This window comes from Corynebacterium aurimucosum (assembly GCF_030408555.1).
GTDB classification, from domain to species: domain Bacteria; phylum Actinomycetota; class Actinomycetes; order Mycobacteriales; family Mycobacteriaceae; genus Corynebacterium; species Corynebacterium aurimucosum.
In genome coordinates, this window is record NZ_CP047048.1 from 2,690,312 (window position 1) to 2,707,848 (window position 17,537).

At 59.0% G+C, this 17,537-nt stretch carries 14 protein-coding genes and 3 pseudogenes; 9 read left to right on the plus strand and 8 right to left on the minus strand.

The features are described 5' to 3' along the window. Positions 1-178: 178 nt before the first annotated feature. Together CAURIM_RS12610 and CAURIM_RS12615 are read right to left on the minus strand one after the other, a co-directional pair. Positions 179-1,243 carry an HNH endonuclease signature motif containing protein gene (locus CAURIM_RS12610; protein ID WP_236659359.1) on the minus strand — a complete coding sequence of 355 codons (1,065 nt, stop codon included), beginning with the start codon at positions 1,241-1,243 and terminating at the stop codon, positions 179-181. Positions 1,244-1,738: 495 nt separating this feature from the next. Then, the gene (locus CAURIM_RS12615) at positions 1,739-2,974 is read right to left on the minus strand and encodes a dicarboxylate/amino acid:cation symporter (protein ID WP_201828918.1); all 1,236 of its coding nucleotides are present in this window, start codon (positions 2,972-2,974) and stop codon (positions 1,739-1,741) included. A gap of 157 nt (positions 2,975-3,131) precedes the next feature. Between CAURIM_RS12615 and CAURIM_RS12620 the strand changes: the two genes are divergently transcribed. The 5 genes from CAURIM_RS12620 to CAURIM_RS12640 all read left to right on the plus strand — a co-directional run bounded on the left by CAURIM_RS12620 (position 3,132) and on the right by CAURIM_RS12640 (position 5,815). Then, entirely contained in the window at positions 3,132-3,596 is a 465-nt protein-coding gene (locus CAURIM_RS12620; protein ID WP_201828917.1) for an SdpI family protein, read from the plus strand. A gap of 221 nt (positions 3,597-3,817) precedes the next feature. Further along, positions 3,818-4,042: a hypothetical protein gene (locus CAURIM_RS12625; protein ID WP_201828916.1), complete on the plus strand. Its 225-nt coding sequence runs from the start codon at positions 3,818-3,820 to the stop codon at positions 4,040-4,042. 51 nt (positions 4,043-4,093) lie between these two features. Beyond that, positions 4,094-4,465 carry a Rieske (2Fe-2S) protein gene (locus tag CAURIM_RS12630; RefSeq protein ID WP_144657826.1) on the plus strand — a complete coding sequence of 124 codons (372 nt, stop codon included), beginning with the start codon at positions 4,094-4,096 and terminating at the stop codon, positions 4,463-4,465. A gap of 75 nt (positions 4,466-4,540) precedes the next feature. Continuing rightward, positions 4,541-5,500 carry a bile acid:sodium symporter family protein gene (locus tag CAURIM_RS12635; RefSeq protein WP_201828915.1) on the plus strand — a complete coding sequence of 320 codons (960 nt, stop codon included), beginning with the start codon at positions 4,541-4,543 and terminating at the stop codon, positions 5,498-5,500. Positions 5,501-5,506: 6 nt separating this feature from the next. Beyond that, a complete protein-coding gene (locus CAURIM_RS12640; protein WP_070524915.1) occupies positions 5,507-5,815 on the plus strand; it encodes a hypothetical protein in 309 nt (102 codons plus the stop codon). Here the strand turns inward: CAURIM_RS12640 and CAURIM_RS12645 are convergent. The 4 genes from CAURIM_RS12645 to CAURIM_RS12660 are packed head-to-tail and all read right to left on the minus strand — an operon-like array spanning position 5,812 to position 8,916. Beyond that, positions 5,812-6,144: a branched-chain amino acid transporter permease gene (locus CAURIM_RS12645; RefSeq protein WP_070524917.1), complete on the minus strand. Its 333-nt coding sequence runs from the start codon at positions 6,142-6,144 to the stop codon at positions 5,812-5,814. The two genes, CAURIM_RS12640 and CAURIM_RS12645, sit on opposite strands and share 4 nt — an antisense overlap. Further along, positions 6,129-6,845, minus strand: coding sequence for an AzlC family ABC transporter permease (locus tag CAURIM_RS12650; RefSeq protein WP_201828914.1), 717 nt, complete (start codon positions 6,843-6,845; stop codon positions 6,129-6,131). Before CAURIM_RS12650 ends, CAURIM_RS12645 begins: the two co-directional genes overlap by 16 nt. Before the next feature lie 35 nt (positions 6,846-6,880). After that, positions 6,881-7,480, minus strand: coding sequence for a YqgE/AlgH family protein (locus CAURIM_RS12655; RefSeq protein ID WP_201828913.1), 600 nt, complete (start codon positions 7,478-7,480; stop codon positions 6,881-6,883). Between the two features lie 2 nt (positions 7,481-7,482). Next, positions 7,483-8,916, minus strand: coding sequence for a CCA tRNA nucleotidyltransferase (locus tag CAURIM_RS12660; RefSeq protein WP_201828912.1), 1,434 nt, complete (start codon positions 8,914-8,916; stop codon positions 7,483-7,485). A 46-nt stretch (positions 8,917-8,962) separates the two neighbouring features. Here CAURIM_RS12660 and CAURIM_RS12665 point away from each other — a divergent pair. The 3 genes and pseudogenes from CAURIM_RS12665 to murJ form a co-directional block, all read left to right on the plus strand. Beyond that, positions 8,963-9,547, plus strand: a pseudogene (locus tag CAURIM_RS12665) (NUDIX hydrolase); the annotation flags it as partial. After that, positions 9,544-11,685, plus strand: a complete 2,142-nt coding sequence (locus CAURIM_RS12670; RefSeq protein ID WP_201828910.1) for a hypothetical protein — start codon at positions 9,544-9,546, stop codon at positions 11,683-11,685. The pseudogene CAURIM_RS12665 and the gene CAURIM_RS12670, both read left to right, overlap by 4 nt. An 8-nt stretch (positions 11,686-11,693) precedes the next feature. Then, entirely contained in the window at positions 11,694-14,936 is a 3,243-nt protein-coding gene (murJ, locus tag CAURIM_RS12675; RefSeq protein WP_070645158.1) for a murein biosynthesis integral membrane protein MurJ, read from the plus strand. A 97-nt stretch (positions 14,937-15,033) separates the two neighbouring features. On the opposite strand, the pseudogene CAURIM_RS12680 reads toward murJ, so the two are convergent. Then, a pseudogene (locus CAURIM_RS12680) lies at positions 15,034-16,253 on the minus strand (IS30 family transposase). A gap of 19 nt (positions 16,254-16,272) precedes the next feature. Continuing rightward, a pseudogene (locus CAURIM_RS12950) lies at positions 16,273-16,722 on the minus strand (helix-turn-helix domain-containing protein); the annotation flags it as partial. Between the two features lie 151 nt (positions 16,723-16,873). Here CAURIM_RS12950 and CAURIM_RS12690 point away from each other — a divergent pair. Continuing rightward, a complete protein-coding gene (locus CAURIM_RS12690) occupies positions 16,874-17,407 on the plus strand; it encodes a YceI family protein (protein WP_201828909.1) in 534 nt (177 codons plus the stop codon). Positions 17,408-17,537: the final 130 nt, after the last annotated feature.

The window sequence follows — 17,537 nt, forward strand, 5'->3', positions numbered from 1 at the left end:
CGCCGCCGCGCATCGCGATGGAAGGGGCCGTTTCACGTGAAACTACGCACTGTCCGCGTGCGCTAACCTGATGACTACCGGCGTCGAAATAGGCAACAACCCGTGGAGCCTAATCCATGTCCCTCCAGATGCCTCCTCAATTCCCCGTGGTTTCCTAACAACTTCCGACCCTAAACCCCTAGAAGGGGATATCCTCGTGCCCACTCGAGTAACGATCTGCTGGGTCCGTCCTGTCGAATATTTCGACCATTTCACCGCCGTCCAGCTCCACCTTCAAGGCTTTTGCTTCTTCGTGCATCTTCCGACGGTGAGAAATGACATCCTCCGCAATGGTTCGCGCCCACACCTTTGACGCCGGAGCCAGGGGGCCAGTTGCCTCGGTCACCGCCCAGGTTCCGTCCTCAAACAACCACACAACGTCACCGGTAACTGGGTCTAGGATATAGAAGGCCCGCCCATCAGTTTTCATGTTGTGGTGGTGCTGGCAAAGAGCAACCAAATTGGATGCATGCGTCTGGCCACCATCGGAATAGTTGATCCGATGGTCCAATTGGCAAGTCCATGCTGGACGATTACAGCCGGGGGCGCGACACGTCCCGTCGCGCCCCTCGACATACTTTCGTGTGACATCTGAAGGCTGGTAACCCTTGCACGGTTCTGGAGCATCACTAAAGTCGCGCGCCACTGTCTTCGACGCCGGGACTCCTTCGCCGGCCCATCCATGTCCTTGGACGTAAACTGGGGCTCCTTCCACATCCGTGGCTTTGTATTCATGCACGACCACCTTTCCTACCTCAGGTTTAATTTTGCCCGTAATGAGGAGGATCAAGGCATCCGCCATTGAGACGTCGTGCTCTTTAGCGGCCAACTTGATGGTTTCGTGGATGACGATGCCGACGTTGCTGTCTACTTCAAGTTCAATCGAGGCACGCTCTCCGCGAGTGAGAAGCGAGTAGCGATTCTTCTTCCGCCTGTCCCGGAAGGCGATTGAATCATCCAAGACCTTCGCAATGTCACGCACCTTGCGCCGGATCTTATCTGCGCTTGGGAAAAGTTGGTTCGGCTTAGTCGGCGTTAACCACGCCGCCAATTGACTATCAATCTCGGCAACAACTGATGAAATAGGGTTTCCGAGCTTTGCCATTACTTGATCGATAGCGACCAAGGCCTGCATGTCAAGCAAGAACTCAGCGTCTTGCAAAGCCTTTACCTTCGGCAACTCATTGAGACGAATGAGTCCCATAACATTCCGCGCCACATGGGCAAGAGACTTTCCTGTCTTTTGCCCAATGCGTATGAAGGCAGTATCTGAGTCTGCATCGAGCGGTGGTTGGACACTGGACCAAAACTCGTACTCTATTCTCCGCATCAGTTGGCCCGCCTTGCAATCAGGATCGTGCGGGTTTGAGTGAGAGAAGTACGCGGTAGGTATTGACGTTGAAGAGTTTGTTGTGGTTCCCATGGGTAGTTGCACCCCCTAAACTAGCCGAACACTGACGTCCCCACGCCCACCTATAGAATAGCTGTTCGAACGAGAGCCCGCAAGGGTTAACTAAAATCTTTCCACCGAGGGTGTCCCCAGTCGCGGAAGGCGATTGCGCAACTAGCGAAGGAACTATTCGGGCAAACAAAAATCCCCCTCCCAGAGCCCGCGTTCCAGAAGGTTGGTCTAGGTAAATAGACCACCGAAGTGAAGCGGGCTAGGGGAGAGGGAAGCTATCAGAGTTTCACGTGAAACTTAGGCTGTGGCGGCCTCCTCGTTGGCGGCAGAGGAGTCAACTTCAGCTTCCAAGCCTTCGATCTTGTCCCGCGCGAAGCGGTCAACGATCATCGCAATAGCGCCGTCGCCAGTAACGTTCGCAGCAGTACCAACAGAGTCGATGGCAATGTAGGCAGCAATCATCAATGCCACCATCGAATCATCGAAGCCCATATTGGCCTGCAACAGGCCCACAGCGACCATCACAGCACCACCCGGAACGCCAGGGGCAGCGATCATCATAATGCCAAGAAGAAGAATGAATCCGAGAGCCTTACCCAAATCAGCTTCCATACCGTCAGTCATGAACACAATCGCAAAGGCGTATAGAGTCAGCTTGATCATCGAACCGGAGAGGTGAATGGTCGCGCAAAGGGGGATAACGAAGCCAGCAACAGGCTTGGAAATCCCATTCTTCAAAGTGGCATCCAAGGTAACCGGAATCGTAGCCGCCGAGGAGGATGTACCCAGCGCCGTGAAGTAGGCCGGTGCCATGTTCTTCAAAGCGCTGAACGGATTCTTACCTGCAATGGCACCAGCAATGACGTATTGGAGTACAAGGTAAACCAAGGTCATCACAACTGCGAGCAAAAGTACCTTCGTGAAGGCGATCAGAACCGTGCCGATGTTTCCGTTCATGCCCAGCGAGAGGAACATACCGAAAATGTAGATCGGCAGAAGTGGGATAACGAAGCCCCAGATCACCTTGATAACAACGTTTTCAAATTCCTTGGTAATCGCATAGAGATTGTCGGATTTCACAGTGGTCATGGCCACGCCAATGCAGAAGGACAGAAGTAGGGCCGTCATCACCTCAAATGGTGCTGGCATCTCAACAGTGAAATAGGGCTCGAGTGCACCAGCATCGATGTCGGATACCTCGGTATTGAGCGTTTGCCCAGCCAGCAAAGTGGGGTACAGGGCCTGGGTCAGACCATACGCAACAAGGCCCGCCACGATGGTTGAGCCATAGGCAATTCCCGCAGTAATGCCCAGCCACTTGCCGGCACCCCGCCCGAGGCCGGCAATTGCCGGAGCCACAAGGGCAAGAATAAGAATGGGGATGAAGAAGCCGAGGAAGTTTGAGAACAGGCCGTTATATGTGGCGAAAGCCCTGCCAAACCACTCTGGGGCAAACTGGCTAACGATGATGCCCAAAACTATCGCAACGATAATCTTGAACAGCAGAGAGTTGAGAACACTCTTGAATGTCATGATTGAGTCTTTTCTATGGTTGATACCACGTCGATGTTCGCGCCCGATGATAAATGCTTTAATATCTACCAAGCGACACGAAATGTATATTACAGCAGGATGCGAATAATTTGAACCAGCTTTCTCGCTAGCTAGGGGGCGGGATAGACTAAGGGGCATGCTCGTAGTCGGAATCATCTTCCTCATCTTGGCCGCGGTACTTCTTGCTGTTGGCGGCCTCGCCACACTCCGTAAGCTCCCTGGAAATAGCGTCATCGGATTGCGCCTCGCAGAGATCCGCAAATCCAAAGAAGCCTGGGATAACGCCCACGCTATCGCAGGCCCCTTCTGGTTCTTGGGTGGCGTCGCTTTAGTATTCGGCGGCATCATCGCACTGCGCGCCGAGGGATGGATGTGGCTGATTCCTGCACTCACGTTCGTCGTAGCGATCCTCGCGCTCTCCATCGGTTCCAACATGGGTGCCCGCGCAGCCTACCTCTGGGACCAGGCACACAAGGAGGATGAGGGGTGCGGTGATTCCTGCAACTGCGGCGATGGCGGGTGCGGGGGAGAGGCGCCGACAGTCGACGTCTCCGCGGCCCGCGCAGCTGCGGAACGTGCCGACAACATGAACAATGACTAGCACTGCCATTATGGCACAGTGACGTAATAGGTACGCGTATGAACGTTTCCCTCATTTCGTAACAACTAAATTAATACTTGGTCACGCCAACAGTGGGAAACTCTACTGTTGGCGTGACCTTTTTAATTATCCTGTGTCCGCGCTGGGAACCACGCACCAACTCAATGGAAGGATGGCGCGGCACAGTGAATGTTCACTATCGACGGCGCACCATGGATCCCATGAACAAAAGGAAGAATATTCGCGCGCTTAAAATCATCGCTGCAGCTGCGTTCAGTTTCACCATTCTTGGCGCGGGAGCGACCTATGCGTTCGCCGGCGATAGCCGCGGCGTGCGCAACGTAGCTGGAACCATCTATAGCGATGTCGGCACAACCTACGGCGCCTACGATTTCAGCGGCAGTAGGGAAGAAGAGCTGCCCGTGTGGGATGGCAATCTCAGCTAGCAATTCAACACGGTCCCCACCAAAGGCGGGGAATCAGATAGAGTAAACCACATGACTACGTGTTCGCGCCGCCTCTTCCTGCTTGGTACCGCCACAACCTTTGCCGGGGCTTACCTCGCTGCTTGCGGCAAGGAGCCCTCGGCGGAGATTGCTGCCACGGAAATCCCCGTCGGCTCAGCCATCATTGTGGACAAGGTGATTTTCGCTCAACCCACTGAAGGGGAGTTCAAGGCATACTCCCAGACCTGCCCACACCAGGGCTCCCTCATTACGAAGATTGAGGGCATGACTGCCACCTGCACTAGCCACTACTCCAGCTTTGACCTCAGCAGTGGTGAAGTTACCGGCGGGCCCAGTCCCAAACCGCTTACAGAGTACGGCGTAGAAAACAACGGTGGAACAATCAAAAAGGTCTCCGCCTAGACGCTATCCCCAGGGACGCAGGGGCTTGAAAAGATGTTTCACGTGAAACCGTGAGGGGCGTCTAGACTCTCTTCTATGATTGAGCGCCTTAAAAGACTCGACCCCCTCATCATCCTCATCCTCTTCGCCGTCGCAATCGCTATCGTTTTTCCCGCACGCGGAAGCTTTGCAGACGGCTTCGATGTCCTCACGAATATCGCGATCGCCCTTCTCTTCTTTCTTTACGGCGCGCGGCTCTCAACGCGAGAAGCCATCAACGGTATCAAACACTGGAAGCTCCATCTCACCATCCTGGTGTTTACCTTCGTGGTCTACCCAATCATCGGCCTCGCACTCCGCCCACTCACCGCGTTCATTCCAAACGATCTTTACTTGGGAATCCTCTACCTCACGCTCGTACCGTCCACGGTGCAATCATCGGTAGCCTTTACCTCAATCGCCCGAGGAAATGTTCCTGGAGCAATCGTCTCTGCGTCTGCATCAAACCTCGCTGGAGTTCTGCTTACGCCATTGCTGGTCATGGCACTCATGGGCGCCGGAGACGGCATCCATATCGATAGCTCAGTTTTCCTTGAGGTTTCTGTCCTTTTGCTCCTACCTTTCGTGCTCGGCCAGCTCACCAGAAAATGGGTAGGAGAACTCGCAGCGAGCAAGGCCACGAAAGTGGTGGACCGTGGCTCCATTGCCATGGTGGTGTATGCGGCCTTTTCGAAAGGAATGGTCGACGGGATCTGGGCGACGATTAGCATATGGCAAATTCTTTTTCAGATTGTGTTCTCCACCGCATTCGTTTTCTTCATGCTGTGGTTGACCAAGGTCGTGAGTAAAAAGTTGGGATTCAGCAGGGAAGACATCATCGCTATCCAATTCTGTGGTTCGAAGAAATCCCTGGCCACAGGCCTTCCCATGGCCTCGGTCATCTTTGCCTCTGGTGGCACGTCTTTGGGGCTTCTCATCCTCCCGCTCATGATCTACCACCAGGTGCAATTGATGATCTGCGCGTCTATGGCGGCTCGCTATTCGCGGGTAGAGTGAGAGCACATGAAAAAGCTTTATGTTCGCACCACCATGACTGTCCCAGAGGTCGGCACCGCCATCCATATCGCAGAACTTGAGGAGATTAACGGGGAAGCCTGCTCGATGCTGCGCATGATCGCGCTCGCGCCGAATGACGCCATCGTCGGCGCCGCAACCCCGACCGCCTCCGTGGGTGATGCCAACATCCCCCAGCAAGTAGTGCCACACCCCGATACCTACGATAAGTTCCCCGACATCGACGCTGAGCTTATCGACGCCTTCCAGTTCCACTCCCTGTGGACAGAGGCCATCGCCCTGTACGGCGACTTTTAAAGCACCAAGTTCACCAACACCATGTACACGGCCGTTCCACCAAAGATGGACAAGCCGGAATTGCGGCGCCAGAGGTGCAGCACGGCAGTAGCCGCTGCACCGACGAGGGGAGCCACCACGCTTCCCGTGTCTTGAGTCTGACTAAACAAGGTATAGACCACCAGAACAGTCATCACACCCACGGGCATAGTGAACCCCAGCATGCTGATGAACTGGCTTCCTTTAAGCGCTTTGACGAATCCGAAAGGCAGCCAACGCAAAAGAACGGTCACTACCCCCACAGGAATCAAAACTGCGAGGATGCTCCCTAGGGTTACTCCGACTGGCAAGACGGCTCCCTCCGTAGAATCATCGCGCTATCGATACGCGGGGAAAGGTAGCGCACCACCAAGAGCAGGAAGTAGGCACTCAGCGCCACCATGAGTAACTGATCGGGGAAAAGGAATCCCGCGAGGACGCCCAGGACCGCCGCGGACAGGGGAAGCGAGTAGTCCTTGTTGTTCTGGAAGGAGTCAATCGCCAGGACGATGAACAAGGCGACGAGGGCGAAATCCAGCCCCTTCACCGAGGGCGGAATAGCCTGGCCTGCCAGCGCACCAATGATGCCCGAGACAACCCACAGCACCTGGCAGAAAAGCTGCACGGTGAAGACAAATGCACCGCTCGGGCGCGAACCGCGGGGAAGGGCGGAGAGGACGGCATAGGATTCGTCGGTCAGCGCGTACGTGGAATAGGCGCGGCCGAAACGATTCCGAATCTCATCGCGTGGAAAGGTCAACCCATAGAAGATGTGGCGGAAGTTGACCATGAAACCCGTCAGTGCGGCAACGGCCGGCGTCACGCCGCCGGTCACCATGGAAATGGCGAGGAATTCCATCGAGCCGGCGTAAATAACGATGGAAAAGATGGGGGTCCACCACCAGTCGAAACCGGTCTGAACCATGAGCACGCCGAAGGCGAGGCCCAGCGGCACCACCCCCACGGCGATGGGCATGCAGGTCCGTATTGCCTTGATGATCTCCGCACGCATGGCAGAGATGTTAGCGCAGAGGGTGGAGAGGAACTCTAATTATCTTCATCGATATAGCGCGGGAAGGTGGCAAACAACGGCAGAGGCATGGCTTGGCGTCGCATGACGTCTGACCACGTGTCTGTCGATCCGGAGGAGACCACGTCTTGGGGCAGAGCGGGGGCCACGTACCACTCACCGCGATCGATTTCCTCATCGAGTTCGCCCGGTCCCCACTCGAAATGCCCGGCAAAAAGGCGCATGCCCTCCACTAATTCGGTGACGGCATCCGGACCCACGCGCAGATCGACGAGTGCCACGCGCGGGGCGAGGCGGCTCAACGAAGGCTGCTTCTCGATGTCGACGCCCTGCTTGGTCAACGCCACACCAATGGCCGCCTGCTGGTCGTGCGGACCACCGATATAAAGAGCCTGCGGCTTAGCCACAACGGGTAGCCACTCCGGCATCACGTTGAAGACAGCAACCTCGGAGCGCTTAGTCAGGTCCACGCCATACGTACGCCCCGCATGCTGCTCGGTGATGAGGATGACCGAGCGGTTGTAGTGGGGCGCGAGAGTGTCGGGAGCCGCCACGAGGAGCTGGCCAGGGGCGGGATCATTGCGCTCGAGGGCGTTGAAAAGTCTGTCTGCGTACATCCCTATCTAGAATTCCACCACTCGCGCAGCTTCGCAATAGCAACCTCGCGCTCCAAGGGGCCTTCCTCCAGGCGCAGCTCCTTGAGGTAGGACCAGGCTTGGCCGACCTCCGGGCCGGGTTCAAGGCCGAGGATCTCCATAATCTCGTTGCCGTCGAGATCCGGGCGCACGCGCGCGAGATCCTCCTTGGCGGCGATATCCGCGATGCGTTCCTCCAACTGATCGTAGGTACGCTGGAGCCGGCGGGCCTTGCGCTCATTGCGGGTAGTGCAGTCTGCGCGCACAAGCTTGTGCAGACGCGGGAGTAGATCACCGGCATCGGTGACGTAGCGGCGCACAGCAGAATCGGTCCACTGGCCATCGCCGAAACCGTGGAAGCGCATGTGCAGGTAGACCAGCTGGCCGATGTCCTCGGTCGTAGCCTTGGGGAACTTCAGCTTGCGCAGGCGCTTGCGGGTGAGCTTCGCGCCCACTACCTCGTGATGGTGGAAGGTGACCTTGCCGTCGGTGGTGTCGCGGGTATCCGGCTTGCCAATGTCATGGAGCAGCGCCGCCCACCGCAGAATCAGGTCGGGGCCGTCCTCTTCCTGCTCCATGGCCTGGCGCAGTACTGTCAGCGAGTGCGCGTACACGTCCTTGTGCTGCGCGTGCTCGTCGGGGGCCATGCGCAACGCCGGGATCTCCGGAAAAATATAATCCGCAATACCGGAGTCAACGAGCAGGTCAATGCCCTTCCACGGCGCGACACCGCAGATGAGCTTATTGAGCTCCACCTGTACGCGCTCTACGGTGATGCGCTGGATTTCAGCAGCCATGTCGATCATGGCGCCGCGCACGCGCTGGGCGACGTCAAACTCCAACTGCGCCGCAAACCGCGCAGCACGAAGCATGCGCAGGGGATCATCGTGGAAAGAAATCTCCGGCGCATCCGGGGTATCGAGGATGCGGTTCGCTAGGTCCGCGAGTCCGCCCATCGGATCGTGGAATTCACGGGTGCCGTCCGGGCGCAGCTCGATGGCCATGGCGTTGACCTTGAAATCGCGGCGCACGAGATCGCCCTCGAGGGTATCGCCGTACATGACCTCGGGGTTGCGGGACTGCCCGTCATAACTATCGGAACGGAAAGTCGTAATCTCAATCTGCTGGCCCTTATAAGCCGCCGAGACCGTACCGAAGTCAATGCCGGTATCCCACACAGTCTCCGCCCACTCTTCAAGAATGGAATAGACCACGTCGGGCCGAGCCGGGGTGGTGAAGTCGAGATCGTTGCCCAAACGGCCAAGTAAGGCATCGCGGACGGAGCCGCCGACGAGGTAGAGGGGGGCGTCGTGAAGCGCAAAGCGCTCCACCAGGCCGCTTAAGAGGCCACTGAGCCGGCTGACGGTAGCGTCCGCGCGGGCAAGAACGCCGATTAGCTGAGTGTCCTGAAAATTCACGGATCGAAGTCTACTACGATTAGCAGGGATGACTAAGAACACGCCAGGGTCCAAACGCCGCCGCCGGCGGGGCGCGGGCCACCGGAACCAGCGCACTGGACGCCCCCAGCGTACGTCCACCAACCGCATGACCACGCGGGATGAGACCTCCGCCGGCGGACTTGTCGTGTCCGGATTGGCGGAAGCCGTCGACGAAAACGGCAACGTGGACTTGTCCCAGATCTATGTGGCGCTCATCGGCAGGTTGGACCGCCGCGGGCGCCTGCTGTGGTCCATGCCGAAGGGGCATGTGGAAAATGGCGAAGCCAAAGAGCTCACCGCTGAGCGCGAGGTCTGGGAAGAAACAGGAATCCACGGTAAGGTCTTCGCGGACCTCGGCATGATTGATTATTGGTTCGTCTCCGATGGGGTGCGCATTCACAAAACAGTGCACCACCACCTTTTGCGTTTTGTGGACGGCATCATGAATGACGAAGACCCGGAGGTCACAGAAGTGTCCTGGATCCCAGTCTCCGAGCTCATCGAGCACTTGGCCTATGCGGACGAGCGCAAGCTGGCTCGCATTGCCCACGACCTCCTCCCGGATCTCGCGCGAAAGGAAGCTGCCGCAGGAAAGGCGACCCCACGGTGAGGTGGCGCGCAGCGGCGGCCATCGCGGCGCTGGCGGTGGGCTGCACCGTCCCCGTGGCCCAGGCACAAACTCCCGACACTGGGATTACTGACTCCCACTATTGGCTCGGCTCCCGCGGTCCCGACGAGCTGGAGCTCAGCCTACTTAGCGCAACGGAGGCGCGGGTAGGGGAGACGCTCGAGCTACAATTGCGCATCCATAACCCAACCGAGAGCGCCGTTGATGATTTGCAGATAACCTCCCGGCGCAGCACTGCCGTGAACTCCACCACCCAGGCACGCCAAGAGCTCGCTGCGGGATCCTTTCCTTATTATGGGGCGACACTCGGCGCGGGAAAGCTTGAACCGGGGGAGAGCCGCGAGCTGACCGTGGAGGTTCCCACCGCATTGGGCAAAGACTCCACGCTGGCCATCACGGAACCTGGCGCCTACCCGCTCCTGTTCACGCTCACCGGCACCCGCGACGGCCAGGCGGCCAGTTTCGCGGAGGAGCGGACAATCCTGGATTTCCAAGGAGAAGAATCGGCTCCCGAAGACGAGAGCGAGCATTCCTTTTCGCTGGTCTATCCTGTCACCGCCGAGGTAGACGTGGTGCCGGGAGATACCGGTGGCGAGGAGCTCATCTTAGAAAGCGAGCAGCTGGCTGAACAGCTCTCCCCGGGCGGGCGGCTCGATCAACTGCTCGACGCCTACCTGCAGCATGATCTGCACGGTTCCGGCTGCATGGCTTTGGACCCCGCGCTTGTCGACGCCGCCGACCGCATGTCCGCCGGCTACACCGTCAACGAGACGCGCCCCTCTACCGCCAAACACCCCACTCGCCTGCGTGATTCCTGGTTTAACAGCGCCGATTCCGATCGCGGCACGCCCGGCGCGGGTTCCCGGGACGCCGCCGCATGGCTGCAGAAGCTCAAACAGGTCGACTGCCGCATGCTCATGCCGTGGGCCAACGCAGACACCGATGCCGTGGCCAAAGTGGGCAATGAGTGGCTCACCCACGAGGCCGTAGAGCAAGGCACAGACACCATCGAGCGCATCCTCGGCGTCCCGCTCAGCACGCAGCTCACCGCGCCGGCCTCTGGGACGAGCGAGCATGCGATGTCCGTTCCGCTGTTGGTGGCGGATAATTCCGAGTGGGTAGGCAAGGCCGCCACCTTTGATGCCTCCCTCGGCGCACTCTTGGCCCAAACCGGATCGAAGCCGCAGACCACCGGGTACTCCAACCCGGAGCTGCGCTACGACTTTTCGATCGATTCGGAACAGGCGAGGGCACTGACGGCGGGGGCGTCGATAAGCGTGGCGTCTGCACAAGAGGAGACCGTGGCCAAGCTGCCGAATTACCAGGACCCTGCCGCCGCACGTGCGGTGATGGAAGCAGCGCAGCGGCTCCTCGATTCTGGGCGCCTCGAACCCCGCCCCGTTACCGCGCTAGAGGTGGAGGAGGGCAGTGGGAGTCCCGGCAGCCCCTACCCGGACCCTTCAGCCTTTCACGACGCCGAGATCACACAGGTAACACAGCAGGCGCGCTATACCGACGAGTTGATGTCCATCATGGTCAACGACCCCGGTATTGCCATGACGCGCTACGACTTCACGGCACCTTTGCGCCACGATCTGCTCACGGCGCTCAGCGCGACCGGCCGCTCCAGCCTGCACGGCTTTCCGACTTCGGTGAAGCAAAGCCGCTCCCGCCTAGAGAAGAACGCGGATATGCTTCGCGAGCTGCGCGCCTCCGTATCCCTCATCCCACCGGGCAACGTGTATACCCGCGTCTCAGAGTCATCGCCGCTGCTCATCGTGGCGGAAAACGGCCTGCCACTGCCTGTCGACGCCCACCTGGCTTATAACGCCCCCGACGGCGCCACGTTGAATACGCAGAACATGATTCACATCCCGGCCAAGGGATCCATTACCGTGTCCATGACCGCTGACCTGCCTAGCAACGCTGACCAGACGTCGCTGCGCCTGTGGCTTGCAACACCATCTGAGCACCTCATTTCGGATCCCATCGACATCACGGTGCAGACGCGTGCCGGTATCGTTAGCGTCTATGGAGTCGGCGCGATCGCCGCGCTCGCCCTCGTCCTAGCTGCCCTGTTCCGTCTGGGTAAGCGGAAGAAAAAGAAGTCTCACGGATAGTTTTCTCTATGACACATGAACCTATGTCTGGTGCCCGTCGACGCATTGTCACGCCCTCGCCGCCGGCACCGGTCCCGGAAAAGCGCGCGCCGAGCGGCGTCGTTGCTGTCGACGACGAACTCGAGGACCGTTCGGGACTGAAGGGCAAGTCTGCCTCGGCCCCGAGTGAGTCCGGCGGCGAAAAGAACTCCGACGGCGCCGTCGTCCGCGCCACCGGTTCCATGGCTATCGCCACGTTGATTTCCCGCATCACGGGATTCATTCGCAACGTGCTCATCGGCTCGTCGCTTGGCCCGGCGATTTCCTCCGCCTTTACCACGGCGAACCAGCTGCCCAACCTCATCACGGAGATTGTGCTGGGTGCGGTGCTGACCTCACTCGTGGTTCCGGTGCTGGTGCGCGCGGAAAAGGAAGATGCCGACCGCGGCGAGGACTTTGTCCGGCGCCTCTTCACACTGGCCTTCTCCCTGTTGGCCACGATCACGGTGCTTTCCTGTATTTTTGCCCCGCAGTTAACGCGCATGATGTTGCCGGAAGACGGCGAGGTCAATGCCGTGCAGGCGACCTCCTTTGCCTACTTGCTGCTGCCACAGATCTTCTTCTACGGACTCTTCGCGCTCTTCCAAGCGGTGCTCAACACCAAGAATATTTTTGGGCCGGGCGCGTGGGCACCGGTGGTCAATAACATCATCTCGATTTCGGTGCTCGTGGCCTACCAGCTGGTGCCGGGCAGTCTGCATCCCGATGCACCCTCGCCGATCACGGACAGGCACGTGCTGCTCCTAGCCCTAGGCACCACGGCGGGCGTGGTCGTGCAATGCCTCATCCTCTTCCCTTATCTCAAGAAGGCAGGCATTAACCTCAAGCCGCTGTGGGGCCTGGATGACCGCCTCAAGCAATTCGGTGGGATGGCCATGGCAATTGTGGCCTATGTGGCGATTTCCCAGTTGGGTTACGTCATCACCTCCCGCGTGGCGGCGCATGCGGATGAAGGCGCGCCCTTTACCTACCAGCAGGCCTGGCTGCTTCTGCAGGTGCCCTATGGCGTCATCGGCGTCACGCTACTCACCGCAATTATGCCGCGTCTGTCCCGCAACGCCGCGGACGGTGACGTCAAGGCCGTGGTTCGGGATCTCACGCTCGGCACGAAGCTGACGTTTATCGCCCTGATTCCGATCGTCATCTTCATGACGGGCTTCGGTATCCCGATTGCCCGCGGCCTCTTCCAATACGGAGCCTTCGACGCCGACGCGGCCGAGCTGCTCGGCCTCACACTGAGCTTCTCCGCCTTTACCCTCATCCCCTACGCCCTCGTGTTGCTGCACCTGCGCGTGTTTTACGCCCGCGAGGAAGCGTGGACACCCACCTTCATCATCGCCGGCATCACGCTGACCAAGGTGGTGCTCTCCCTGTTGGCCCCACACGTTGCGGACTCCCCGGAGCGCGTGGTCATCCTGCTGGGTACTGCCAACGGCTTCGGCTTCGTGGCCGGCGCGGTGATCGGCGGCTTCCTGCTCAAGCGCAAGCTGGGTAGCCTGGGCGGCCGCGCGGTTATCGCGACCACCGTGTGGTCGGTGCTGGCCTCCATCGTTGGCCTAGTCGTTGCTTACGCCTTCAACTACGGCATCAACTTCGTGCTCCCGGCCGAGGTTCCGCCGTTTGTGTACCTGCTCAAGCTCGCCGTCGTGGGCCTGGTCTTCGTGATCGTGACCGGCATCGTGCTCTCGCGTTCGGGCCTGCCGGAAGTCATCAACCTGGGCCGCCAGCTGCAGCGCATTCCGGGCATGTCCCGCTTCATCAAGATCGAGCATGCAGAAGCTATCGAGGTCGAAGCCCCGGAGCAGCTGGAGTTCCAGCCCATCTTCAGCGTGGACGCCTTCAACTCTTCGCCGGTGCCGCCGCCGATGTCTGCCGGTATCGTCCGTGGTCCGCGCCTGGTGCCGGGTGCGCCGGTCTCCGATGGCCGCTTCCGCCTCCTCAAAGACTATGGCTCTGCCGCGGGTACCCGCTTCTGGAAGGCGCGCGAGCAGGCCACCGGCCGCGTGGTGTCGCTGACCTTCGTGGACACCACAGGCGAAGCCCCGATGGCGCCGGCGACCCCGGCCGTGGCCGCCCGCCGCTCCGCCGAGGTCTCCCGCGCCACGCGCCGCCTAGCGGAGATGGAACTGGATGCCGTGGCGGAGAACATCGATATCCTGTCCTACCGCCAGGGCTGCCTCGTCGTGGCGGACTGGGTAGAGGGCACCTCGTTGAAGACAGTGTCGGAGGATGAGGACCTCGATCCGCGCGCCGTGGCCCACGCCTTGGTACCGCTGGTGCGCACCACAGCCGCGGCCCATGCGGCGGACCTCGTGCTGGGCATTGAAAACCGCAACCGCATCCGCATCTCTACCGAAGGTATTGCCACGCTGGCCTTCCCCGCGGTGCTGCACAGCAACGATGAGGAAACTGACCGCTCGGCGTTGGCCTCCGCAATCTCTCTCCTGGTGGACTCCACTAGCCCAACACCGGAGGTGCTACAGGAGATCGCTGCCGACGCCGAAGAGGGCCAGGACTCCGATCTCGAGGACATCGCCCACCGCTTGGCGGTCTTCGCCGGCGACGGCGAGGACGGCGAGGAAACCCTCCAGGTACCGGTGGAGGAGACCCCGCGCAAGGAGGACCCGAGCCCTGCACCGGGCTTCGGCGGCCGCGGTTATTCTGGCTCCGGGATCATCGTGCTCGGTGTGCTGGCTACCCTCTTCGTCGTGGCGATGGCCGCACTCAGCGTGTGGATTCTCTCCCAGGTAGGTAATGAGAAAACTTCCCCCGTGGTGACGAAGAGCGAATCCACGACGGAAACGACCTTCCCCAACGTGCCGCCGGTGATCCTGAAAGACGTAAAGACCACCTCCGTTCCGGAGGGCAAGGAAGTATCTGGTTCATGGTCCACGAAAAAGGCAGACACTGGACTCCTGCTCAGCGTTGACAAGCCCACGCAACTCCGCGCGCTACCGCTTCAGCAGAGCAAGTCCACGGGCGCCAAGTACGAGGTCTATGGCGTTAATACCAAGGATTTTGACCCCACGGATCCTGACTCCGGCAAGCTGACCGAGCTCGCACACGGCACCTTGACGAGCGCACGCCAGGACATCGAGCTCAAGGAGAAGCCCGTGGCCTTCGACGGCGCCCTCATCGTTTTCACCGACATGCCCAAGTCCGGCTCCGTCACACTGAAGGAGGCCACCCTGGTGGGTATCCCGACTAACTAACCCACCACCTCACGCATTCCCCCAGACCTCGATCCCGAAACTCCCTGCTCGCTGACTCAGACGCACCACGCGCTTGACGACGCCCACCTGGGCGGAATCAAGCGGTGGATGCGCCACGCTTGAATAGTTCGTTAAGTATTTCACGTGGGGTTGCGCCGCCGAGGATTTGTCGGGGTGTTTCGTTGAGCTCATTTTGTACCCACGCGACATGTTCGGGTGTGACGGTGGCAAAGTCGGTGCCTTTTTTGTAGAACCGGCGCCTGATCTCGCCGTTGGTGTTCTCGTTGGTTGGTCTCTGCCACGGTGAGTGCGGGTCGCAGAAAAACACCTGGCAGCCGTCTTTGATCTGGACCTGTGCTGTGACAGCCATTTCTGCCCCTTGGTCCCATGTGATGGTTTTTAGCTGCTCGATGTTGAGGTCTTTGACCATGTCCTGCAAGGTTGCGACCACGGTTTGTGAACTGTGCTCATCGGGGAGGTGTCCAAGCAGGGTGTAGCGGCTGGTGCGCTCTACTAGGGTAATCAGTGCGCTTTTGCCGCCTTTACCAATGACAAGGTCGCCCTCCCAGTGCCCGGGGATAGCCCTGTCATCAGCTTCCGGGTTGCGGTGGGTGATCTCAGCACCTTTGATCCAAGGGCGACCGGTTAACACGCCAGCGTTTCGGGCACGACTCTTGCGTGTTGCGCCGCCGCGGATAAGTACGTCTTTAGTCTTCATGACTTCTTCAAGCTCGGCTCGCAGGCTGCCTTTACCTTGAATGTATAAGGCACTGTAGATCGCTTCGTGGGAAATACGCATGCTTTCATCATCGCTGAAAGCATGCTCAAGCCATGCACTAATGCGCCCAGGTGACCACCTGCGGGCAAGGCAATCGATCACTACACCCCGAAGCGTTGGGCTTTCATCGAGCTTGCGTAGTTTTGGCCGCACCATCCGACCAGCAGTAGAAACAGCAGCGTTGTGGGCGTTATACCGCAGCTGCTCTGTGCCGTCCTCATCGATAATCTTCCAACCATTACGGGTGATTTCACGGGCGACGACACTGTGGTGCCTATTTATTTTCTGTGCGATAGCACGTGCCGAATCACCGACACGACATCCCGCTTCAATAGCAACACGGTCTTCAACAGTAAGCCTGCGACCACGCCCTACTAAGGCGTGTTTGTCGAATACGCCGCTAGGAAATCCATCAATGGCTTGAGCTTTCATCGGTGCTGGCATAACAGTATCTTTACCCAGCTTCTTGCCGGTATCTGGCATAGACACCACCGCCTCATCAGGCGTTCGACGGTGTCGCTGCCGGCGTAATTCCGCATACCGTTGCTTCCTTATCCACTGATACACCGTGGAAGGATGCACACCGACCGCATCAGCCACCGTCTGACAGCTCTCACCAGCAAGCACTCGCTCCACGGCCTGGACACGTTCATCAGGTGACAAGCGGGCGCGTCTAGGCCGTACTTCGATTACACCAGCTTTCTTTAACCTACTGTGAAGCACGCCAGTCGATAATCCAACAGTCTGTGCTGCTTGATTGATCGACATACCTGCACACACCAACCCAACGGCCTCACGGACAAACGGATCACGCAGACGACTCGCACGCCTGCCAGGAGGTTCGACACCTCTTACCCTCAACCATCCGTAAACAGTTTCAGGGCCCACACCGACATCACGCGCGACCAGGCTAACTGCCTCGCCCGCAGCCACTCGCTCAACAGCAGCATCCTTAACATCCTTCGGAGTCCAACGCGTCACAACTACCTCCCGGTCGAAGTGGCGCATTCACCCCTTGACAGCACGCTGCAGGTTTCGGGTTCCAGGTCTGGGGCTTTATTGTTCTTGCGATTTCTTCCCTTTACAGACAAGACACGGAGCGTATAATTATTGTTGTCACCTCAACAATCTAGAGAAACCTAGAAGAAACGAGGAACCCATGACTATCACCGCAGGAACCTACACACTGGACGCAGCACACACCACCATCGGCTTCGTCGCCCGCCACGCCATGATCACCAAGGTGCGTGGCAACTTCACCGAGTTCGAGGGCACCCTGAAGGTGGGAGAGAACATTAACGAGTCCGCAGCTACCGCCACGGTGAAGACCGCGTCCATCGATACCAACAACGCCGACCGCGATGCGCACGTGAAGAACGAGGACTTTTTCGACGTTGAGCAGTTCCCGGAGATGACCTTCACCGCAACCAAGTTCGACGTGAACGAGGCAGGCGAGGACATGGTCACCGGTGACCTCACCATCAAGGGCACCACCAAGTCCGTTGACTTCAAGGTAGAGGAGACGGGCGTGGCCGAGGATCCCTTCGGTAACACCCGCCTGGGCTTCGAGGCCAAGACCTCTATTAACCGCACCGACTTCGGCATTGACTTCAACGCCCCGCTGAAGACCGGCGGCGTGCTGGTCTCCGAGTACATCAAGATTGAGCTCGAGGTTTCTGCCATCAAGGAGTGAGCCATCAAGCGCGAAACCTCGCCGTAGGAAGTAGTTCTAAGTTGTTGCCCATAGTGCCCATTTCGGTACTGCGGGCAACAACTTTTTGTTACTGCGTTGTTTGAAACAACTTTGAGCGACTTGCCTGTGA